Below are 21,661 nucleotides of genomic sequence, written 5' to 3' on the forward strand. Positions count from 1 at the left end.
CGATGCCCCAGTATAGGCAGCCGTATGCCTGCTGTCTCAGCCGGCTTTGGCTGATTTCACCGAAAACCGGTAGCCGGTACCGCGCACGGTTTGAATAAAACGGTCGTAATCGAAGGGGGCCAGCGCCTTGCGCAGGCGGCGGATATGTACGTCGATGGTGCGGTCTTCCACGTACACGTTGGCGCCCCATACTTGGTCCAATAGTTGGGTGCGCGAATAGGCGCGCTCTTGGTGGCTCATGAAGAATTCAAGCAGCCGGTATTCGGTGGGGCCCATGTCCACGGGGGAGTCGTTGGCGCTGATGCGGTGGCTCACCGGATCCAGGCACAGGCCTTCTACTTCAATGGCCTTTTCCGCCGCGACACTGGATGCGCGACGCAGCACGGCTTTAATGCGGGAGATCAGTTCACGAGTGGAGAAGGGTTTGGTGATGTAATCATCGGCGCCAACGTCCAGCCCTTGAATCTTGTTATCTTCTTCGCTTTTGGCAGTGAGCATGATGATGGGTACCTCGTTGGTAGTCTCATCACGCTTCAGCCGGCGGGCCAGTTCGATGCCAGTGACTGACGGCAGCATCCAATCCAGCAGTACCAGATCCGGACGCTCATCGACGATGATCTCGTGTCCGCGTTGGGCGTTCTCTGCCTCCAGCACATCGAAATCGGCCAGTTCAAGGGCGACGGCGACCATCTCACGAATAGCGGGCTCGTCATCAACAATCAATATACGGTTTCGGGACATGGCTTCCTTCCTTGCCTGTCTTGTGAGTGGCGTGTGCCGCTCGGGATGTTATCTATTAGATTGCTTTTTTATGACATGTGTATGACAGATAGAGCCGTACCACACAATAAGCAACATGCCACAACGCGGGTCAACGATTTTAACCCCTTGAAGAGTTGGGTGCCGCACCCGGCTTGCGTGTCGCGTGCAGGTGTTACAACGCTCAAAAATACTGAAAATACAACCCGACAAACACGCAAGCTCCGGCCCAGTGATTGTTGAGGAAGGCATGGAAGCTGGGCCAGCGTTCGCGATAGCGAATCAAACTGTGCTGGAAGGCAAAGCTAAGGCTCATTCCAGCCAAACCGGCGTACCAAGGCCAAGAAAAGTCCAGCCGGTGGCCCACCATGATGAGAGCCAGAAGGGTCAGGCCTTGGAGGATGGCGATCATCAGGCGGTCGGCATCGCCGAACAGGATGGCGGTGCTTTTGATGCCCAGTTTCAGGTCATCTTCGCGATCGCACATGGCGTATTCGGTGTCGTAGGCCACGGTCCACAGCACATTGGCCACGTACAGCAACCAAGCGATTTCTGGCACTTCACCGGTTTCAGCGGCAAACGCCATGGGGATGGCCCAGCTGAAGGCGGCGCCCAGAAAAAGCTGGGGCATAAAAGTGAAGCGCTTGGTGAAGGGGTAAAGCACAGCGAGGCCGAGGCCGCCGAAGGAGAGCCAGAAAGTCAGCTCATTGAGAAACAGCACCAAGCCAAAGGCCAGCAACCCCAGACCGCAGAACAGCGCTAGGGCCTGTTTGGCGCTAAGTGCGCCGGTGGCCAGTGGGCGCCCCTGGGTACGCTCCACGTCGCCATCGAAATCCCGGTCGGCAAAGTCATTAATCACGCAGCCCGCCGCCCGCATGATCACCACGCCCAGGAAGAACACCACAATAACGGTCAGGCTCGGGGTGCCCGCCCCGGCAATCCACACCGCCCAGAGAGTGGGCCAGAGCAGCAACAGCGTGCCGATGGGGCGATCAAGGCGCATCAACTGGATGTAGGGCCAGAGAATCGGGTAACGCTGTTCAACAAAGGCAAACATGGGATATCCGGGTTGTCAGAGGCAGGTTAAGTGTCAAGTTGAAAGTGGAAAGTTTCAAGGCGAGAGTCAGGCGCAATCGCTGCAGCCACGCCGTTGCCGTTGTTCTTAACGAATGGAATCGCGGCGAGAACGGCTGTCGTTTAGCTTAGGGGCTTGCTCGCGCCTTGCAGCTTGCAGCGCGTAACGTGTATTTTCTCCCACAGCGCGGGCAGAAAATACTCCGCCACCAGCAGAGGCGCGCCGCGTTTGATAAAGCGCGATTGGCGGCCCCAGCATAGCGAATGATCTTGGTCAGCCGAAGCGAGTCGGGCCCACACCTGATCCCGCTGGCAAGTCGGGCGGTTATACAGTTCAAGGCCAAGGGAGCGGCTGCCCATGTGTCCCAAGGAGCGGTTGGCACCAGCAAGGCTAGTGAGCGGCAACACACTGCGGGCGGCGACCACCGGGGTATCATCCAGGTGCAGTGTTACTTCACGGATCAGTGCGACGCGCCTTACCGGCAACGGCAGCAGTCGCCGTTCATCAGCTCGAGGCAGGGCAATGGTATGCAGGCCGGGAACCACGCTGAAGTGGCCGTGGTGCTTGAGGCGCCGAGTCAGAGAGCCTGGGTCAGCCATCCAGTCGCGAATAATCGGGGGCAGCACCAGCTGTTCCAGTGGGCGCCAAAGGCTGTCGGGATGCAGGGCGGCAGGTAACATGGCTCTCTCATGATATCGCGCACTATCGCGGGCGGCAGGACTATGGCTCATGTCCTGCGGTAGAGCAAGCGATGCTCTAGCGCTTCTGGAATCAGAGGACAACGGCCCAGCGTCTTAATAAGACCGTGCCGGCCGGCATTGATTTTTTTGTCTTACGTCGATAGGTTAACGTCCCCCGAGAACACCCTGTGTGTAGCGCAGTAAGCAAGAGCTTACTTTACCTGACGAGGTTCACGATGAAGAAATGGGAATGTGTAGTGTGTGGTTTCATCTATGACGAAACCGAAGGCCTGCCTGATGAGGGTATTGAGCCGGGTACCGCCTGGAACGACGTGCCGGAAGATTGGGTCTGCCCCGATTGCGGCGTGGGCAAGGACGACTTTGAAATGGTGGAAATCTAAACTACTGCGTCAGTCGCATCGCCCGTCCATTAATCGTTAAGGATTGCTCATGCACCCTATTGTCATCATCGGTACCGGCTTGGCCGGCTTCAACACCGTCAAGGAATTCCGCAAGCTGGATAAGGAAACGCCCATCGTCATGCTCACCGCAGACGACGGTCGTAACTATTCCAAACCCATGCTGTCTGCCGGTTTTAGCAAGGGAAAAACCGCCGATGACCTGTGCATGGCCCTCCCGGAAAAAGTGGCTGAGCAATTCAATGTAGACCTGCGTTCGGGCGTGCATGTGGCCGGTATCGATGTTGCCAACAAGCGCGTGCTGTTGCCCGATGATCACCAGGACTACAGCACACTGGTACTGGCGCTGGGTGCCGATACTTGGACGCCGCCGCTGGAAGGCGATGCGGTGGGCGATGTGTTTTCCGTCAACGATCTGGTGGACTATGGCAAGTTCCGTGCGGCCGTGGAAGGCAAGAAGACAGTAACCATCCTCGGCGGTGGCCTGATCGGCTGTGAATTCGCCAACGACCTGTCCAACGGCGGATTCAAGGTCTCTTTGGTCGAGCCCATGGGCCGTTGCCTGCCGTTGCTACTGCCTGAGCAGGCCTCAGAGGCGGTGGGCCGTGGGCTGGCGGATCTGGGCGTGCAGTTCCACTTTGGCCCATTGGCCAAGGCGGTCCATCACGGCGATAACGGCCAGTTGGTGACCGAATTGTCCGATGGTAGCCAGTTGGAATCCGATGTGGTGTTATCGGCTATCGGTTTGCGCCCGCGTATCAGCATGGCCAAGGAAGCGGGGCTGGATACCAATCGCGGCATCCTGACCGACAAGAGCCTGCGTACCAGCGCGGAGCATATCTATGCCCTGGGCGATTGCGCTGAAGTGCAGGGCCATGTGCTGCCCTACGTCCTGCCCTTAATGGCCTCTGCTCGCGCTTTGGCAAAAACCCTGGCTGGTGAGACCACTGAAGTCAGCTACGGCGTCATGCCGGTGACCATTAAAACCCCGGCATGCCCAGTGGTGGTATGCCCTGCTGCAGAAGGCAGCGAAGGCGACTGGGAAGTGGAAGCTGACGGCAATACCGTGCAAGCCCTGTTCCGCGGCAAGGACGGCAGCCTGTTAGGTTATGCCCTCACCGGTGAAGCGGTAAAAGAGAAAATGAAGCTCAACAAGGAACTACCGGCAATAATGCTGTAATAGGCGCAAGCTTCAAGCTGTAGGCGACAGACGCGGGCTGGATGTGTAAGCGTAACGAGTTCCTGCGCTATATTATGGGGGCGGCGATAGAGGTCATCGGTTTGCATGGCCTGTTTCCGGATTGCAGCCTGGCGTTTGACGCTTGCCCCCTGACAGACAAGGATTTCTGATGAAATTTTCACTGGTATTGCTGGTTCTTGGTTGGCGGTTACGCTGGTTAGCATGGCGTGATGCGAGCTTTCAAAAGCAGCTGGAAAACCGCAATGTGGTGATGCAGTGGCGCACCTTTGCGGGCAAGCCGGCGCGTAGTTTCCATTTCATGCCGGGAAAGGTCGTGTCCAAGGCGGGCATTCACAGCGAGCCCACGGTAACCCTGAATTTCAAGGATGCAGGCTACGCCTTCCGCACCCTGCAGGAGGCGGGCAAAAATCAGATGGCGTTCATGGAAGGCATGCAGGCCGGTGATATCAAGATAGATGGCGACCCGGGCCAACTTATGTGGTTCATGACCCTGATGAAATTCATTATGCCCGGCGGCAAAAAGTAAGCTCCGCGCCTCCTTTCTGGCCTTTGCGCAGTCCGCGGCGGATTACCTGCTTATGGCGTCGGCGCCCATGTATCTGGCGCAGGCTCTTATGTGGGCTACAGCTACAGCGCGGCGTAGCAGCCAGATTGCTATCAGAACGCCACTGACTATCTACCTGCTACCTGCAAATCCGGCTTGATAAAGTCGAGATGGCAAAACCGGTGTGGCAGGCCCAGTCGCGCAGTATGAAGCCTTACACTTGAAAAACGGCGCCGAAGGCTACGCCAAGAGCGTGGTAGGCAAGCTTGGCCGTGAGGGCTCCCTGAAGCGCTAATCTTGCTGATCCGGGGGCCGGACCTAGCCATCCCCCATCCCCCTGCCTCTGTCTCAAGCTCTACTACCGATACGGGTTTAGATTCTTGGCTATGACCGTTGGTCTCACGCCGTGATTCTGGCTCGCTTGACGCTATGGCGATCTCCACGCCGGGGGTATGATTAAACGTATTAGTGAGTTTGCATGGGCCAGGGAGGCCCGTTCACGCCAGAGGGCACGGCATGCATTCAACCATGAAAACGTTGCTTGAGCAGATGCGCATCACCGAGATGGAGATCGATGGTCGAAAACGTCTGCTGGATTTCGATGATAAGGATGTGGACGCGCTACTACAGTGTCGGGCCCATGTTGAAAGCCGTCTCGATGATATCGTTGAAGCCTTCTACCGTATCCAGACCAACAACCCGGATATCGCTTCACTGATTGGGGATGCAGACACCTTGGAGCGATTGGAGAACGCCCAGCGCCGTTACATCATGGATCTATTTTCCGGTGTCTACGACTTGGAATACACCAATAATCGCCTGCGAATTGGTTTAGTGCACAAGCGGATTGGGGTTGAACCAAAACTGTATCTTTCTGCGGTGTATTTGCTGCACAGTCTGCTGGTAAAGGATATTAGCACCGCCATGCAGAGCAATGCAGCACGAGAACGTGCACTGCTGGCGCTGGACAAGCTAACTTACTTCGACGTCACCCTGGTGTTTGAAACTTATATTTTAAGCTTGGTGTCGGAAATCGAAGCGGTAAAGAATCGTACCGAAGAATATGCCCGGGCACTGGAAGAAACGGTTGCCATGCGCAATGGCCAATTACGCATCGATGCCCTCACCGGCCTGACAACCCGCCGCTACCTCAACGAAGCCCTGCAACGAACGGTGAAGGCGGCGCAACGCCGTAGAGAACCAGTGGCGCTGATTTTCGTAGACGTGGACGCCTTCAAAGAAATCAATGATCGGCGCGGTCATGCCTATGGTGATCGGGTCCTTGTTGAGCTTGGCAAGGTGCTAAAAGAAACCGCCCGAGGGGAAGATACTTGTGTGCGCTATGGTGGCGATGAGTTCTGCGTAGTGTTAGCCAACAGCACTGAAGAGCAAGCGGAACTTGCCTATTGCCAACGGACACGACGCCTGCTGGCAGAGCGATTGCCGGAGGTTAGTATTAGCATGGGCGTGGTGCAGACGGGACCGGATCATTTCGAAGACGTGGATGCATTGCTGTGCTCTGCTGACCGACGCATGTATTTGAACAAGCCTAGCCGGTGTGAACTCGATGTTGATGATCAAACATGACGGTGTCGTCGATTCCATAACACCCAGCCCATGAATGCCCCTCGGGCGGCCATGAAGCCATTCATGGTTAACCACAAGCCATGGTTGTCCCAGCCACGGGCGCATGCCCAGAGCATAAAGAATACCCCCACTGACGCCAGCATGGTGTTGCGCATGGCGGCACCCCAGGTGGCGCCGACAAAGATCCCATCCAACCAAAATCCGGCGCTAGCAGTGACGGGCAGCAATAATACCCAAGGCAGATACTCGATGGCCGAGTCACGGATCGATGGCAGGTCGGTGAGTAAACCAATCAACGGTGCGCCGCCTAAGCTGAATCCCAGCAGGCCCACCAGCGCACAGCCGATGGTCCAGCGGCCGGTAGCCGCCACGGCGTCTGCAAAGGCTTGGTTATCCTGCCTGCCCTGAGCCTCCCCCACCAGCGCTTCCGCAGCATTGGCAAACCCGTCCAACAGGTTACTCAGAATTAGCAGGAAGGTAATCAGTACCGCATTGGCCGCTAGCGTAGCATCGCCGAGCCGTGCGCCTTGGGCGGTGAAGAAAAAGAAACACGTCAGCAGCGCCAAGCTACGAATAAAAATATCCCGGTTCACGGCCATCAGTGCCCACATAGCCACAGGCTGCCACACGGTTTCCCTATGAGCGGGCGGTCGCAGGGCAGCGCGCAGCCAGAACAGGCCACCGGCCAGGCCCACATATTCTGCGCAGGCGCTCGCAATGGCCACGCCACGGACATCCAGATTCCAGACCTGTACCAGCAATACATCCAGCAGCGCATTGGTACTGTGCATCAACACCGTCATTTTTAAGGGCACGCGGGTGTTGTGGGTGCCGATGGCAAAGCCGATAAGGGCAAAATTGGCCAGCGCGGCGGGAGCACCGAGAATGCGGATGTTGATGTAATCCCGCGCCAGCCCCTGCACCGCATCACTGCCGCCCAGCAGCCACAAGCCCGCATCGCGCAGCAGCGGTGACAACAGGATCAGGGCAAGCCCGAGCAGGGTCGATAGCAGCAAGCCACGAAATAACACCACCCGGGTGTCCCGCTTGCCCCCCTGCGCCTGAGAGGCAAAGCCGGTGGTACCCATGCGCAGAAAGTTGAACGAGAAATACAGGAACATGAAGAAATTGCTGCCCAGCGCCACCGCCGCCAGATAGCGAGGATGCGCCAGATGGCCTACCACCGCCGTATCCATAAGTCCCAGCAACGGTGCGGTCAAATTGGACAACAACAACGGCCAGGCCAGCATCCAGATACGTTGGTTAAGGGTCACACTCATTCAAACTCCGAAAACCCCTTCTACGAAACCGCTGTAGGCGCTCCCTTTCAAGGATCGAACCGTGCTTAGCACGGCATCAACCTGAAGGCCAATCAGTCATGCCAGGGTGCGACAGGTTCAGACCGATATCCGATTTCTCGGCGAGGGTCTGGTCCGCACCTCAAGAGATGCTCCTGCCAACGAGGCTTGTCATCAACTCCGGCGCAACAGCGTCAGCACAAACAGGCTGCTGGCGGCCACCACGATAGAGGGCCCCACCGGGGTGTTGGCGAACCAGCTCACCGCCAAGCCGACCAGCACCGATAGGGTGCCCAGCACGCTGGCCACCGCAGCCATCTGTGCTGGCGTATGGGTCAGGCGGCGGGCGCTGGCGGCGGGAATCACCAGCAACGAGGTAATCAGCAGCACGCCTACGGTGCGGATGGCACCGGCGATCAGCAGGGCCAGCAACACCATCAGTAATAGCCGGGTGCGTTGTACTGCGATGCCTTCCACCTGGGCCAGTTCTTCGTTGACGGTAATGCTGAGCAGTGCCCGCCACTGCCACAGCATCAGCATCAGAATGACCATGGCGCCTACCCACAGGCCGGTCACATCCTGCCAGCCTACGGCCAGCAAATCCCCGAACAAGTAGGCGAACAGATCCACCTGGATGCCGGTTTGCAGGCTAATGGCGATGACCCCGAGTGCCAGGGTGGTGTGGGCGACAATGCCAAGCAGGGTGTCTCCGGCCAGTTGCCGTTGCCGCTGCAGGCCGCTGAGGGCCGCCGCCAGACCCAGGCACACCGCCACCACCGCCACGTACAGGCTGATATCCAGCGCTAGCGCCAGGGCTGCGCCCAATAGCGCGCCGTGGGCCAGGGTGTCGCCAAAAAACGCCATGCGCCGCCACACGACAAAGGCACCCATGGGGCCGGAGACCAATGCCACGGCCAGCCCGGCCAGTAATGGCGGCAATAACAGTTCAATCATGATTGCAGGGCCCGTTGTGATCGTGGGAATGCGTGGCATTGCCGTGCAGATCATGGTCGTGATCATGATCGTGGGTGTATAGCGCCAGGTTAGGTGTACCGGCACCGGGGCCGAACAACTCGTGGTAGGCCGGGTCCCGGCTTACCGACTCCGGGCTGCCGGAACAGCAAACGTGGCGCTGTAAGCAAATGACTTCATCGGTGGCCGCCATGACCAGATGCAGATCGTGTGAGATCAACAGGATGGCACAGCCCAGCTCGTCACGAACGGTCTTGAGGAGGCCATAGAGAGCATTCTGCCCGGCCACATCCACGCCCTGGGCAGGCTCGTCCAGTACCAACAGATCCGGCTTACGCAGCAAGGCGCGGGCCAGCAGTACCCGCTGCATTTCTCCGCCGGATAGCTGCTGTACCCCGCGCCGGCGCAGATGGGCCACCCCGGCCCGCTCCAAAGCCGCCCGCCGGGAGGCCGTAGGCCCCGGTGCTGCCAACCACAAAAAACGGTCCACGGTGAGCGGCAGGCTGTCGTCGATTTTGATGTGCTGGGGCATGTAACCCACCCGCAGGCCTTTACGGCGGACCACGGTGCCATGGTTATTGCCTTTGCCGCTGTCTGGCTGCACTAGTCCCAGCACCAGCCTCGCCAGCGTGCTCTTGCCGGCCCCGTTGGGACCAATCAGCGTGGTGATGCGGCCGGGGGCCAGGCTCAGGCTGACATCGGACAGCACAGGGTTGCCTCCTAGCGTGACCGACACCGACCGCACAGTGACCAAAGGTTCTGGCATAAGAAAAGGGCCCGAAGTACAAAAGCGTAATGATATACTGCCGCTCTTTCGCCTGCACTGAAGGGCGAGTTAGCCGCGGCAAGCGACAAGGCGCGCCAGAGGCGATGCAGGCTGCTGCCAGATAGGGTTTCTGGTGCCGGTGCGGCTGAGTCGTTATTCGAGTGGGGCCATGCCTCTCTTGCAACTTGGAGCGTGTTCCTCCGGCGTCATTTCAATTCAAGGAAGCCCATGCGTCATTTCTGGTTAACCCTTTTGTTATTGCTTTGCTCCCCCGCCTGGAGCCAGACGGTGGTGGCCAGCGTGGAGCCGTTGGCGAAGGTGCTGCGCAGCCTCTATGGCGAAAAGGTTACGGTCACTACGTTGATGCAGGGCAACCAGAATCCGCATCAGCTGGCATTATCCCCTCGCCAAGCGATGGCGGTGCAGCAGGCGGATCTGGTGGTGTGGTTGGGCGCGGACGTGGAGGCTCCACTGGCGCCTCTGGTGGCGCGCCGCAAGGGCCGGACTGTGACCTTGCTGGAACTGGAAGGCGTGTACCGGCGCAAGGGTGAGCATCAGCACCATGAAGATCATGACCACGGGGAGTATGCGGACAATGTCGATCCTCACCTGTGGTTGTCCGTGGATAATATGGTGTTACTGGCGGGCGCCGTCGGTCAGCAATTTCCACACGGGTTAACGCCGAGTCAACCGCAGTTGTGGCAACAGGAGGCCAAGGCTCTGCTGCACGCTGAGAAAGAACGGTTGAGGCCGTTGGCGCAGGTCCCCTGGTTGAGCTATCACCAGCCTTGGGGTTATCTGACCGAAAGCCTGGGGTTGGCCAACCCGTTGGTGGTATCAGAACAGCTGGGGACCGGGCCGGGTAGCCGGCGTTTTGTTACCCTGGCGGGGCAGGTACGAGACCAGCAGGTGCGTTGTGCGGTGCAGGAACCGGAAGCCCGCGCGGGTTTGCTTAAGCGTTTGTGCCCAGATTGTTTCGTGCAGCCGTTGGATCCGTTGGGGCGTGACTCCTTGCAACAGGAATATCTGCCCTGGTTATCGGAGTTGAGTGGCGGGTTTGCTCAATGCTTGCAGGCCGCTAGCGACACCTGAGATTACAGTTCACAGATAGGAAGCGGCGCTGCATTGCCCGCCGGTGCGGGGTCTGGCAGTTGCCCGGTTGCCTAGGTCAGCCCCGGGCCAGAAGGAGCGTTGCGAGTACGGTGTAATCGCTGCGTTCATCGCGCTACTGGTCCCCGGCAAGGTTGAGTGGTAATCCGTAACGCGCCATTTTGACCGTGTGTTGAGAAGTCAGGGCGGGTCAATAGAAGATAACAAAGAGTTGAGCCATTGAGGCAACCCCTGAAACGGGTATGCTGATGCGCTTGATCTAAAAAAAAACGGTAAGCTTGCATGTCGCATCACAACGCACAACCATTGGCGATAGCCTGCTGGGATTTATCCTGGCTGCTTCAGCGCGATATTCGCGATGGCGCTTTTGCTTCGTTGGAGCGTGTGTTCGATGAAACGCAACAACGGGGTTTTAATGCGCTGCGATTGGACCCCTGCCCCCACCTGATTGCTACCCCTGAAAACGGCATCCATATGGATCGCTGTGAACTGATGCCTCCGGGTGCGCCTGCGACGGAGGTGAAAATTCGGCATCAGCTCCAGCAGGTACTGCAATCGGCCCATGAGCGGGGGCTTAAGGTTTGGTTCAGTAGCCGCTTTATCAATGACAGCCGCGCCCGTCGGTCTTTTGTGCGGCGCCCGGAAGATTTTATCGGTGTGTGGAGTGAAACCCTGGCGCTGATAGAGCAGTGGGGCTATCTGAACGATGTAGCAGGGCTGGATTTCTGCTACCAGTTTCCTTCCTTGCCCTATGCTCACGGCGTGGCCCGGCGGGTTTTCAAGCGTTCCCCGGAGCGGTCGCTGCCATCGCACTGGTCCGCTGCTGCCGGTGAGCGGCTGGAAGATTACCTGCGCGAAATTCCCCGCGCATTGCGTGCCTTGTTTCCGTCGGTGCCGGTTGGCCTGAGCACCACAGTGGCACTCAGTGAACAGTTTCGGCAGCTGGACACCAGTGAGCTGGATTTCCTCGATTTCAGTGTGTGGCTGGATGATGATCCGCGCTACCGGCTGGCCAGCGGCGACGCCCTGCCGGCTGCCGGGTTGCTAGGCAAACTGGCTAACCCCATGAAGCAGTTGTTGTTGGATGCCGGCGGTATGCACTGGCAGCGGCGACTGGAAGATCAGCTGCAACGGCGCATGGCTTTTACGCGCTTGCGCGGTCTGCAGCCGGTAATCAGCGAAGGGTTTGTGCGTCAGCCACAAAATTTGCGCAAGCTGCCTACCGGCTGGGCGGACCTGCATGAGATGATGGTGGTGAATGCTCTCACCCAAGGGGTGGAAACGCTAACGCCGACCTCGCTAGCCTGTCCAGATTACCCCTGGTTGTGGCAGGAAGAGGAATACTTGGCGCACCTGAATCACCTGATTTTGGCTGGTTCGGCGTAGCAGCAGGCTACAAGGCGAGAAGACGTTGTTTGTGTGTTGCCATCACATCTGGTGAGGCGCCTCAGCACAGGAGCGCGGCGCCTGAGATTGCAGACTTAGGCCGGCAGTGGTCCGTGTTGTAGCTTGTAGCGGGCTGCGTCCTCTCTTTCCTACACCGCCAACGCTTCCAGCCGCTGCCGATAAATTCGCGCAAATTCTTCCGGATCTTTGCTGCCCAGTCCTTCGCTGTGGTCGGACACCGGGCCGGCTAGGCGTGACAGCCAGAAACGCAGTGCGGCCACCGCCAATGCTTCGCACAGGCGGCCGTCGTCCACGCTGCGACCTTGGTCCCGGTAGGCGCTGAGCAAGGCTCGCTCCCGCTCCGCTACGCCCTGGCCATTGGCATCCACACACCAATCGTTAAGGGCCACGGCCAAGTCATATTCCGGGTGGTCCAGGCAAGCGTTGTAGAAATCCAGCAGGGCGCTGATCTGGCCGTCGTGCCACAGCAGGTTATCGCGAAACAGATCGCCGTGGATCAGGGTGGTTCCGGCAGGGTGAGCCAGCCAGTCGTGTAGCAAGGCAGCAGCGCTGTCTTGGTCGGCGGCGGGTAATTTGTCCAGATGATGAGTAAAATCGTGCAACCGAGCCCGTTCGCTGGGGAGCGGTTGAAGTTGCTCCGTATTGCTGGCGTGCAGCCGTGCTAGCAAAGCACCAACCTGCTGGCAACGATCGGTATCCACAGCGAAATCGTGCTGGCCCGGCAGGCGAGGCATCAACACGGCTGGTTTTTCCGCAACAGTAATCTGGTGGTTGCCGTTAGCATCGGGCAAGGGAGCCGGCACGGGTAAGTGCTGTTCGGCCAGCTGCTCCAGCAAGCTCAGGTACGGCGCCAGGGCGGCATGGTCTAAAGATTCGAACACCGTTAGCACCAGCGGGCTGGGTTGATCATGGCGGTCGCGGGCGTCGATCAGGAAGGTACTGTTCTCGATGCCGTGGCTGGCGGCGTGATAATCACGCAGCTGAAAACCAAATTGTTCCAGCACGGTTGCCAGCTGGGCTGGGCTGAGTGGTGTGTACACGGACATCACAATCCTCAAGCTTGGTGAAAAAAAGGCCGCAGATGGCCGGACTCTGCAGTCGGGCAATGGTATAACAGGCTGCCGATGCGTATCAGCAAAACGCATAATTTCAACAATAACAAAAAGGACGACAGGCAATGTGTTGTTGGAGGCTTTTCAGGTTGCAGCTTGGCGGCATGATCAACCCCTTTTGATGCGTGGAATCGCGCGTGGCAGCCGGGCCATCACCGGGGCCTGCCGCCCGCAATGATGATATCAGCCTAGCGTTCGGGAGCGGGGAGTGGTGTGTGCACGGGATCCAGAACGCTGGAACGCATGCAATACATTGATGAATAGTACCTCACGGTTACCGGTATCGAAGGGCCTTGAAAGGTATTTTTGATCACGCGGCACGCTGCAGGTGGCATATAGAATGGGTAATTTTAGGTTGCGGGTGCCGCGTGGCGCGGACCTTCAAGGAGAATAAAATGAACGCTGCTGATTTTGAGCGGGCGACAGTGGGGGCCCTGATGAGGCTGCCGGGCCCGGTACTGGAACGTTTCGCTGCTGGCCTGGAAACCCACAGCCGTCCGCATCTGGATGCGCGACTGCGTTTTCTACTGGCCCTTAGCGGCACTAAACCGACCCTGGATTCCGGCACCGTGGAACAAGCCAGAAGCATTTACCGTGACATGATCGCGTTGCTGGATGTTGCTTCAATTCGCCTTCCTGTAGTGGTTGATCACCAGGTGCCGATGGATGACGGTAGCCAGATCCTGGTGCGTCGCTATCGTCCGGCCAATGCTCCCCGGGTGGCTCCTGCCATTGTGTTTTTTCATGGTGGCGGCTTCACGGTGGGCGGAGTGGAAGAATACGATCGGTTGTGTCGCTATATTGCTGATCGCACCGATGCGGTGGTGCTGAGTGTGGATTACCGGTTGGCGCCGGAACACCCTGCTCCCGCTGGCATGGATGATTCACTGGCGGCCTGGCGCTGGCTGCTGGATAACACCGCTCAGCTTGGGCTGGATCCGCAGCGATTGGCAGTGATGGGCGATAGCGCTGGCGGTTGTATGAGCGCGGTTGTGTCGCAGCAGGCCACGTTGAAGGGGCTGCCTCAGCCGGCATTACAGGTGCTGATTTACCCGACCACCGACGGTGCTTTGGCCCACCCTTCTGTGCAAATGTTAGGGCAAGGTTTTGGACTAGATCTGCCCTTGCTAAACTGGTTTCGCGGACACTTTATTCAGGATCAGGCAATAATTGAAGATTATCGGGTGTCGCCACTGCGTAACCCTGATCTGACAGGTCAGCCGCCGGCGATTGTGATCACCGCTACGGATCCGTTGCGGGACGAAGGGTTGGAATACGCAGAAAAACTGCGTGCGGCAGGAACGACCGTGACCTCACTGGATTACCCGAAACTAGTGCATGGTTTCATTTCCATGGGCGGTGTTATTCCAGCGGCGCGCAAGGCGCTGAATCAGATTTGTGATGAGACGAAGCAGCGGTTGTGATTAGCTGCAAGTTTCAAGCTACAACGCGATTGTGTGCTTAGGTGATTTGCAAGCCCAGGGAGCGCGCTCATGGTGAGCGCCGCGACTAAAGGGATTCCTTTAAGGCACAATCCTCCTCTGCGTTGCAGCTTGAGGCTTGCAGCGGGTTCCTAAAACTCCCCAACAAACTGGTTATAAAACTGCCGGGCGGTGCGGCCAGAGCGGACGCCTTTTTCCATAGAAAAACGCCGCGCTCGTACGTGCAGTTGTTCGCGGTCTTGCACCGTGCCGAACAGATGGTCGACGATGTCAAAATATTGGGCTTCGTTAATTGGGTAAAAACTTAGCCCCAGACCAAAGCGGTCGGACAGGGAAATCTTTTCTTCTACCGCGTCGCCGTGATGCAACTCCCGGTTTACTACTTGGGTTTGCTCGTTGTCTTTTATATATTCCGGCAGCAGGTGCCGGCGGTTGCTGGTGGCATAGAGGCGTACATTTTCCGGCGGCAATTCCAGTGACCCTTCCAGCACGCTCTTCAGGTGCTTGTACTGGTTCTCACCATCTTCGAAAGACAAGTCATCGCAATAAATGATAAATCGCTGACTGCGATCACGAATATCGTCAACGATCTCCGGCAGGTCGTGCAGATCGTCCTTGTCCACTTCGATCACCCGTAACCCGCGCGGTGAGTACTCGTTGAGCAGGGCTTTGACGATGGAAGATTTGCCGGTGCCGCGGCTGCCCCACAGCAACACATGGTTGCAAGGTTGCCCGGCAAGAAAACGTTCTGTGTTCTGCACCAGCTTGTTTTTCTGGGTGGCAATGCCAAGCAGGTCGTCCAGCCGTACCGGGTCAGGATGGGGTACCGGGCGTAATGTCTGTGAACGGCCACGCCAGATGGCGGCTGGGGTATGGCGCCAGTCGATGGATCGATGAGTGGGGTGCATGGAAGGCCTCGCGGACTACTGGAAAATGACGACTGCGCGAGTTTAACGCAGGGATCATTTAAACGCAGGCTGCGTTCGAGTCGAACTTTATCTATGCTTGGGGCTCTGAGAAAGCCCATTCACGCGTGTGGTAACGCGCGCGACAAGGAGAGCAATATGAAAGCTGTCGTTCTGGCTGCAACGGGCCTGGCCCTGGTACTGGCAGGCTGTAGTTCCTCGTACGACAACAATTACCCCATGGGTTTGCCGGACGACACCCTTACTTGCCCGGATGATCCACCGCAAGTGTGTACACAGGACTATCGCCCGGTATTTGGCTATGACTATCAGGGCGGTATTCTGGGTGAATATTCCAATGCCTGTGTTGCCTGTGCCACCTATGGAGTGACATACACCTCGCAAAAAACCGATCCGAATATGCCGGGGCCGGTGTCGACCCCTCATGCGCCCAGCAAAGGTGAAGTGGCACCTGCTGCGCCGCCGCGTTATTGATTCAGCTTGACCCGAGGTCGTCTTGGCGAATCCCTTAACCCTGCTGCTGGACTTTGACGACCAGTATCGACGCGATGTGGACCAGAATCATGGATTCCTGCATCGTCGCGACCGGCGTTTTGCTCAGCAGCAAGAGGCGCACCGGCAACCACTCACCGTAACCGCTTGGCTGGCCTCGTTGCACGCCCTCAATGGGCAGCGGCAGGTGGCCAGCGATGTCGATCCGCGTCTACGCCGCTGGCGTCAGGCTCGTTGGTTGTTTGCTGGCCTGGGGGCGATGTTCGGCGTGGCCTTCATGCTGGGGCTGCTCTATTACGATGGGGGTCGGCAGATCAATGTGACTCTGCTGATCGCATTGGTCGGCCTGCAAGGGTTGCTGGCTTTGTTCACCAGTGTTCAGGCTTGGCTTGGCTGGCAGCCCTGGCGTGCTTTGTTCGGCTCCGGGCGCGATGATGACAGTGCGTTGGCGCCGCTGCGCCCGGCGCTATCCGCTCGAGTAGCGCATACCGGCGGGTTGGCGTTTGCCTTCAGTGGGCTGCTGACGCTGCTGTTGATGGTGCTGGTGCAAGACCTGGCGTTTGGTTGGAGTACCACTCTGCAAGCATCCGCCGCGGGTTACCATCAGTGGATCGCTATTCTGGCGCTGCCGTGGCAAGCCCTGTGGCCTGAGGCCGTCCCATCGCAGGCGCTGGTGGAGGCTTCCCAGTTTTACCGATTACAGCAGAGTAGCGGGGTGAGCAATCCAGCCTTGCTGGGCACTTGGTGGCCGTTTGTGTTGATGCTGTGGCTGGTTTATGTGCTGCTGCCCCGCTGGGTATTGCTGATGCTGGCGGCGCTGCAATTACGCTGGCAGGCTCATGCGGCTTTGCGTGCCCATCCTGGCTGGCAGCCGTTGCATTATCGTTTTGACACGCCTTGGGTGGACACACGTGGGGGCGATGACGGGCAAGCCGCACCCGCCCCGGCCCACACTGTTTTGTCGCCACTGCCTGCCGGCACGATACTGATTCATTGGGCCGGTGCGGGCATGAATTCTGTGTTATTACGTGCCGCTCTGTCGGCCGATCCGGCTCCCTTACAGTTACGAGCCGGGGGCAACAGTAGCCTTGAGGAAGATGCTCGGGTGTTGGCGCAAGCGGGTCAATCCGGGCAGCCGGTGATTGTGGTGGCCCGTGGTTGGGAGCCACCTACCGGTGAGCTAAGTGACTTTATTTTTGATGCCAGAGAACAAGGCGCGACGGCGCTGCTGGCGCTGGTGCCGTTGGCCGATGAAGAGGGTGCGGCGTTGGCTGACCCACGGCTGCTGGCGCAGTGGCAGCGCTTCGTGGATCGTCAGCGCGACAGCCAGCTATTGCTGTGCGCTCCACGCGCTGATGCCCAATGACGCCGGTCTGGTGCCATAGCCGCAAATAGCTCTTCACTTTTCAACAGCCTGTTAAGTGGCAGCCAATACTCAATAACGCTGAAAACGCCATGGATGATAACGGTAAAACAGAGAACATCGACGAGCGGTGCACTCGCATTGCCCAGCCACGCTTTGCTGTGGTGGGCCACCCCAATAAGGGTAAATCCAGTGTAGTGGCGACCCTCGCTCAGAACGACAGCATTGCCATTGCTATGGAGCCGGGAACCACCCGCGATAGCCTCCGTTATCCCATGAAAGTGGATGACGTGACGCTATATGAATTGATCGATACCCCTGGCTTTCAGCGGCCCCGCAAGGTGTTGGCCTGGCTGCAGGGGCACAGCCTTTCTGCCTCGGACCGGCCAGACACGGTGGCGGCTTTTGTGACACAACACCGTGATGATCCTCGTTATCACGATGAATGCGAATTGCTGCGGCCCATTGTGGAGGGGGCGGGTATCATCTACGTGGTGGATGGCTCGGTGCCCTATAACCGTGAGCACGAAGCGGAAATGAATATACTGCGCTGGACTGGTCGGCCCAGTTTGGCGCTGATCAATCAGATTGGCCCCGACGATTACAGTGCCGCCTGGGAGGCTGCGCTGGGGCAATATTTTCAGATTGTGCGTCGCTTCGATGCGGTGGGCGCCCCTTTCGAAAAACACCTGGACTTGTTGCGCAGCTTTGGCCAGTTGGCCCCACACTGGCGCGAGCCTCTGGATGCGGCGCTGGAGTACTTGCAAGCGCTCAAGTTTGGTCGCGACAGCCAAGCGCTGGAGTGTATTGCCGACGCGTTAATCGGCATGCTCGGCCATCAGGAAACCGCCCGGCTGGGGGAATTTGAGAGCGCCGAACCCTTGCTGCCTAAGCTGCAGCAACGCTGGCAGGCCTGGCAGCGCGAGCGCGAGCAGCGTTTGCGAGGAGCGGTGGAAGATCTGTACCAGCACCGGCGCTTGCAGCGTCAGGAGGACACGCTGGTGACCCCGGAAGGCGGCGATCTTTTCAGTGAGCGCACCCGGCAGTTGTGGGGCATCAGCAAGAATCAGCTGGCTGCGGCAGGCTTCGGTGCTGGCGCCGTGGGTGGCGCTGGAATCGATGCCATGGCGCTGGGCCATTCACTGGGCGCCGGGGCACTCATTGGTGGGCTATTGGGTGCTGCCGGGAGCTATTATTACAGCGGCAAACTCACCAAACTAAAATTCGGCCCGCTCAGCGGCGGTTTCCGCGAAGCAGTCTACGGCCCCTTGAGGGACCCACAGTTTGCTTATGTGGTGCTGGGCCGGGCGTTGGTGCACTGGTACCAAGTGAGCCAGCGCAACCATGCTGGCCGTGATGTGCTGGTGGTAACCGGTGCCGATGACCACTGGCTGGGGCAGATGGAACGAAACCACCGTCATGGCCTGCAAAAGAGCTTGCAGGCGCTCGCTCAACGCCGCTTTGAACCCAGCAGGCGCCAGCGTTTGATCGAACAGTTAGAGTGGGCTCAGCAGGCGTTTGCACAGTGGCAGTTGCAAGCGTTCCAGACGGCGGATGAAACGACCACAGATTAATCCTTTTAAATCAACTGGATGGCTAGATGAAATCCTTTCTTTGGTCAAATAGTTCATTTATGTACTATTTAGTTGTAGAATAATCGAATCGAGTTCATAAAGGTTCAGGAGGGCCCGTGAACCGCTTTGACGCCACCGAAAATCGTATCAGCTTGACCCATCAACGCTTCCCCGCCTACCCCCGCGAACCAGCCATGTTGGTACGGTTGATGAAGGCCATCTCTCAACATGTGCATGACTCTGCCAATGTGTTGCTGCGCGAGTATGGGCTTAACCATACGGACTACAATGTGTTGATGATGCTCTACGGCTGCGAGCAACAAGGCATGACTGTGACCCAGCTGCGCGATGCGGCGGCGGAAAAGTCCGCCAACGTGACTCGGGTGTGCAATATTCTCTGCGAGCGGGGGTGGATCGCTCGTTTTGCGGACCCTCGGGATCGGCGCCGAGTGCTGGTTTCCCTGACTGTGGAAGGAGAAAAGTTGGTAGAGCAGTTTCTGCCCTCCATGGCGTCCTTGTTAAACCAGTACGGGGACGCATTTGATGCACAAGAAATCGCGGTATTGGAAACGTTGTTGAAGCGGTTACTGGGAGTGGCCGAGCAAATCGAACGGAATCTGTGAGCGCTCTGTCATGAAGGCCGAGGACCAAGCTGCTCTCTCTAAACCTTTGCTGATTGGCCTGCTGCGCGAAGCCGGGCTGGATTGGCTGTATGTGGGTAAAGTACTGCTGGCCATCTTTATGGGCGGCGGGTTGGCGATGCGACTAGATTTGCAGCAGCCGGCCACGACTATGTTGACGGTGGCGCTGGTGATGCACCCGGCCAGTGGCATGGTGCTGGCGAAGAGTTTCTATCGCGCGGTGGGGACCCTGGTCGGTTGTGGCGCGGCCATTGCGCTGGTGGGGCTGTTCCCCCAGCAGCGTGAGCTGTTGTTGGTGGGTATGGCCCTGTGGATTGGCCTGTGTGCGGCGGGGGCCTCCCTGTATCGCAACTTTATGTCCTACGGGTTTGTGTTGTCCGGCTATACCGTGGCCATTGTGGTGTTGCCGGTGGTGCAACATCCGCAGGCGTTATTCGATTCGGCGGTAATGCGGGTCAGTGAAGTGATGCTGGGCATCCTGGTGGCTGGGCTGGTGGGCGATGTGCTGTTCCCCCAGCGGTTACGCATGGCGCTGCGTCAGCAATTATCGGGACAATACAGCGGCTTTCTGGCTTTTGTGCGCGGCAGTCTAGGCGGCGTGTTGGGCCGTGATGCTCTGGAAAACGCCCATATGCGTTTTGTCGGTGAGACCATTCAGGTAGAAAACCTACGCAGTTCCGTGGTGTTCGAAGATGCCGGGGTGCGAGCGCACAGTCCGCGGCTACGCCAGCTTAACCAGCGCTTTATGGAGGTCTCCACCAGCTATCAGACCCTGCACCACCTGATGAACCGTATGCATGCACCTCATCATCGCGATACCCGCCAACGATTGATGCAGTTATGTGTGTTTGCCGCGACGGCCCTAGAGGATGATTGCGAACCGGATCCGGCTGCCGCAGCGCGGTTATCGCAAGCGCTGCAGCAGGCTGAGCGGGAATTGCCCGGCAAGATCAGTGAGCAACGTCAGGGCCTCACTTCGCCCCGCGAACGGCTGGATTTTGATACCGGAGCAGAGCTGCTTAGCCGTTGCCTACAGGAGCTGCAGGCCTATGTGCAGGCTTATGCGGTATTGCGCCGCCCCGGCGTGCCCACAGCCGCTCAGAAACAGGTGGTGTTTCAGCACGGTAATGACCGCCTCGGCGCGCTGGTGTGCGGCGTTCGCGCCACGGTCACAATGTTGGTGATGGGCAGTTTCTGGATTATGTCCGGTTGGCTGCATGGCGGTAGTGCCATGATGTTGGCAACTATTTTCACCGGCATGTTTGCTAGTGCGCCAAATCCCTCGGCGGTAGTGCGGCAGATTACTCTGGGCTTCGCCACCGGCATGCCGCTGGCCTTTCTCTGCCAGTTTATGGTGCTCACTCACATGGATGGCTTTGTGTTGATGGTGGCCGGGATATTGCCGTTTCTGCTCATCGGGCTGTACCTGACGACCCGCCCGACTTTGGCGGGCTACGGGACCGGCTACGTGCTCAGTTTTATTTACCTGTTGAACCTGCACAGCCCGATGACCTTTGATCCTGTGTATGTGGTCAACGAAGGCATCAGCCAAATTGTCGGTGTGCTGGCGGTGGCGGTGGCATTCAGTTTGTTCGGCAATGCCTCCAGCAACCGCTGGCTACGTAACCGCCTGTTGCGCCAGCTGCGCTCTCAGGTTGCCCGTGCCTGTGAGTTGCCGTTGCCAGGGCTGCGAGACCGCGTTGAAAGTGCCGCCCGGGACCTGTTCATGCAGATCATGGTGCATGCCGGCCCGCGAGCCCGTGACTGGCTGGCCTGGGCATTGTCGGTACATGAAACCGGCCGGGCGGTGGTGGAATTACGTCGTGTGCAGGCCTCGCTGCCCGACGATCAGCAGGGCGTGGTTGTCGCCGTGCTGGAGGCGTTTGCGGCGCTGTATCGCAGTGATGCAGGCAAGCAAGAAAGCGCCCGTCAGCGGGCATTGCGGGCGCTGGATACGGCCATGGCGGCGGTGTCTGACCGCCCTGCCCTGCGTCAGCTCCATCTGTTGCGTTTGGCTCTGCTGGATACCGCTTCGGTGTTGGCTGCGCCTTTATCCCCTCATTTATCTTCACGTCAGGAGGCGGCGACTGATGCCCCGTGAAATTGCGCTGTTGGATGCGTTGGTGCCCAGCCTGTTGCTGGTGTTCGTGATTAGCTTGCTGCTGCAGTGGGCGGTGGACTGGGTGGGCGGTCGCTATGGCCTGTACCGCTATGTTTGGCATCCGCCCCTGTTCCGGGTGGCTGTATTTTTCTGCTGTTTTGGTGGCCTGGGTTTACTGGCCATGCAGTAAAG

Annotated in this window: 22 protein-coding genes; 14 read left to right on the plus strand and 8 right to left on the minus strand. The window is 58.4% G+C overall.

Annotated elements, in window-relative coordinates; genetic code table 11:
* Positions 1 to 36 precede the first annotated feature (36 nt).
* The 3 genes from phoB to ABNH10_RS01985 form a co-directional block, all read right to left on the minus strand.
* A complete protein-coding gene (gene phoB / locus ABNH10_RS01975; RefSeq protein WP_349384514.1) occupies positions 37 to 741 on the minus strand; it encodes a phosphate regulon transcriptional regulator PhoB in 705 nt (234 codons plus the stop codon).
* A gap of 202 nt (positions 742 to 943) precedes the next feature.
* A complete protein-coding gene (gene ubiA / locus ABNH10_RS01980) occupies positions 944 to 1,816 on the minus strand; it encodes a 4-hydroxybenzoate octaprenyltransferase (RefSeq protein ID WP_349384515.1) in 873 nt (290 codons plus the stop codon).
* Positions 1,817 to 1,956: 140 nt separating this feature from the next.
* Positions 1,957 to 2,514: a chorismate--pyruvate lyase family protein gene (locus ABNH10_RS01985; protein WP_349384516.1), complete on the minus strand. Its 558-nt coding sequence runs from the start codon at positions 2,512 to 2,514 to the stop codon at positions 1,957 to 1,959.
* A gap of 236 nt (positions 2,515 to 2,750) precedes the next feature.
* On the opposite strand from ABNH10_RS01985, the gene rd reads away from it, so the two are divergent.
* The 5 genes from rd (at position 2,751) to ABNH10_RS02010 (ending at position 6,265) form a co-directional block, all read left to right on the plus strand.
* Positions 2,751 to 2,915 (plus strand): rubredoxin, encoded by a 165-nt coding sequence (gene rd, locus ABNH10_RS01990; RefSeq protein ID WP_349384517.1) that lies wholly within the window; start codon positions 2,751 to 2,753, stop codon positions 2,913 to 2,915.
* Positions 2,916 to 2,964: 49 nt separating this feature from the next.
* A complete protein-coding gene (locus ABNH10_RS01995; RefSeq protein WP_349384518.1) occupies positions 2,965 to 4,113 on the plus strand; it encodes an NAD(P)/FAD-dependent oxidoreductase in 1,149 nt (382 codons plus the stop codon).
* Between the two features lie 41 nt (positions 4,114 to 4,154).
* The gene (locus tag ABNH10_RS02000; RefSeq protein ID WP_349384519.1) at positions 4,155 to 4,283 is read left to right on the plus strand and encodes a hypothetical protein; all 129 of its coding nucleotides are present in this window, start codon (positions 4,155 to 4,157) and stop codon (positions 4,281 to 4,283) included.
* Positions 4,283 to 4,660: a hypothetical protein gene (locus ABNH10_RS02005; protein ID WP_349384520.1), complete on the plus strand. Its 378-nt coding sequence runs from the start codon at positions 4,283 to 4,285 to the stop codon at positions 4,658 to 4,660. The genes ABNH10_RS02000 and ABNH10_RS02005 overlap by 1 nt, the downstream gene beginning before the upstream one ends.
* A gap of 534 nt (positions 4,661 to 5,194) precedes the next feature.
* The gene (locus ABNH10_RS02010) at positions 5,195 to 6,265 is read left to right on the plus strand and encodes a GGDEF domain-containing protein (protein WP_349384521.1); all 1,071 of its coding nucleotides are present in this window, start codon (positions 5,195 to 5,197) and stop codon (positions 6,263 to 6,265) included.
* On the opposite strand, the gene ABNH10_RS02015 is transcribed toward ABNH10_RS02010, so the two are convergent.
* The 3 genes from ABNH10_RS02015 to znuC all read right to left on the minus strand — a co-directional run bounded on the left by ABNH10_RS02015 (position 6,256) and on the right by znuC (position 9,301).
* Positions 6,256 to 7,545 (minus strand): MATE family efflux transporter, encoded by a 1,290-nt coding sequence (locus ABNH10_RS02015; protein WP_349384522.1) that lies wholly within the window; start codon positions 7,543 to 7,545, stop codon positions 6,256 to 6,258. The genes ABNH10_RS02010 and ABNH10_RS02015 overlap by 10 nt on opposite strands.
* 192 nt (positions 7,546 to 7,737) lie before the next feature.
* Entirely contained in the window at positions 7,738 to 8,517 is a 780-nt protein-coding gene (gene znuB / locus ABNH10_RS02020) for a zinc ABC transporter permease subunit ZnuB (protein WP_349384523.1), read from the minus strand.
* Positions 8,510 to 9,301: a zinc ABC transporter ATP-binding protein ZnuC gene (gene znuC, locus ABNH10_RS02025; protein ID WP_349384524.1), complete on the minus strand. Its 792-nt coding sequence runs from the start codon at positions 9,299 to 9,301 to the stop codon at positions 8,510 to 8,512. The genes znuB and znuC overlap by 8 nt, the downstream gene beginning before the upstream one ends.
* Positions 9,302 to 9,529: 228 nt before the next feature.
* Here znuC and ABNH10_RS02030 point away from each other — a divergent pair, with 228 nt between their 5' ends.
* Both ABNH10_RS02030 and ABNH10_RS02035 read left to right on the plus strand, forming a co-directional pair.
* On the plus strand, positions 9,530 to 10,393 hold the full coding sequence (locus ABNH10_RS02030; RefSeq protein ID WP_349384525.1) for a metal ABC transporter solute-binding protein, Zn/Mn family: 864 nt from the start codon (positions 9,530 to 9,532) through the stop codon (positions 10,391 to 10,393).
* Positions 10,394 to 10,693: 300 nt separating this feature from the next.
* Positions 10,694 to 11,797 carry a cellulase-like family protein gene (locus ABNH10_RS02035; protein ID WP_349384526.1) on the plus strand — a complete coding sequence of 368 codons (1,104 nt, stop codon included), beginning with the start codon at positions 10,694 to 10,696 and terminating at the stop codon, positions 11,795 to 11,797.
* A 149-nt stretch (positions 11,798 to 11,946) separates the two neighbouring features.
* Here ABNH10_RS02035 and ABNH10_RS02040 read toward each other — a convergent pair whose 3' ends face one another.
* Complete coding sequence (locus tag ABNH10_RS02040; RefSeq protein WP_349384527.1) at positions 11,947 to 12,864, minus strand: homoserine kinase; 918 nt, start codon at positions 12,862 to 12,864, stop codon at positions 11,947 to 11,949.
* Between the two features lie 461 nt (positions 12,865 to 13,325).
* Between ABNH10_RS02040 and ABNH10_RS02045 the strand changes: the two genes are divergently transcribed.
* Complete coding sequence (locus tag ABNH10_RS02045) at positions 13,326 to 14,354, plus strand: alpha/beta hydrolase (protein WP_349384528.1); 1,029 nt, start codon at positions 13,326 to 13,328, stop codon at positions 14,352 to 14,354.
* A gap of 149 nt (positions 14,355 to 14,503) precedes the next feature.
* Here the strand turns inward: ABNH10_RS02045 and ABNH10_RS02050 are convergent, their stop codons facing one another.
* Entirely contained in the window at positions 14,504 to 15,280 is a 777-nt protein-coding gene (locus tag ABNH10_RS02050) for an ATP-binding protein (protein ID WP_349384529.1), read from the minus strand.
* 156 nt (positions 15,281 to 15,436) lie between these two features.
* Between ABNH10_RS02050 and ABNH10_RS02055 the strand changes: the two genes are divergently transcribed.
* The 6 genes from ABNH10_RS02055 to ABNH10_RS02080 all read left to right on the plus strand — a co-directional run bounded on the left by ABNH10_RS02055 (position 15,437) and on the right by ABNH10_RS02080 (position 21,659).
* A complete protein-coding gene (locus ABNH10_RS02055; RefSeq protein WP_349384530.1) occupies positions 15,437 to 15,772 on the plus strand; it encodes a hypothetical protein in 336 nt (111 codons plus the stop codon).
* Between the two features lie 22 nt (positions 15,773 to 15,794).
* Positions 15,795 to 17,156 (plus strand): DUF2868 domain-containing protein, encoded by a 1,362-nt coding sequence (locus tag ABNH10_RS02060; protein WP_349384531.1) that lies wholly within the window; start codon positions 15,795 to 15,797, stop codon positions 17,154 to 17,156.
* A gap of 89 nt (positions 17,157 to 17,245) precedes the next feature.
* A complete protein-coding gene (locus ABNH10_RS02065; protein WP_349384532.1) occupies positions 17,246 to 18,727 on the plus strand; it encodes a GTPase/DUF3482 domain-containing protein in 1,482 nt (493 codons plus the stop codon).
* A 116-nt stretch (positions 18,728 to 18,843) separates the two neighbouring features.
* Positions 18,844 to 19,350, plus strand: a complete 507-nt coding sequence (locus ABNH10_RS02070; protein WP_349384533.1) for a MarR family winged helix-turn-helix transcriptional regulator — start codon at positions 18,844 to 18,846, stop codon at positions 19,348 to 19,350.
* Positions 19,351 to 19,360: 10 nt separating this feature from the next.
* Positions 19,361 to 21,469 (plus strand): FUSC family protein, encoded by a 2,109-nt coding sequence (locus tag ABNH10_RS02075; protein ID WP_349384534.1) that lies wholly within the window; start codon positions 19,361 to 19,363, stop codon positions 21,467 to 21,469.
* On the plus strand, positions 21,459 to 21,659 hold the full coding sequence (locus tag ABNH10_RS02080) for a DUF1656 domain-containing protein (protein WP_011587314.1): 201 nt from the start codon (positions 21,459 to 21,461) through the stop codon (positions 21,657 to 21,659). Before ABNH10_RS02075 ends, ABNH10_RS02080 begins: the two co-directional genes overlap by 11 nt.
* Positions 21,660 to 21,661: the final 2 nt, after the last annotated feature.

Origin of the sequence: Alcanivorax sp., from assembly GCF_040119285.1 — a bacterium.
Taxonomy (GTDB): domain Bacteria; phylum Pseudomonadota; class Gammaproteobacteria; order Pseudomonadales; family Alcanivoracaceae; genus Alcanivorax.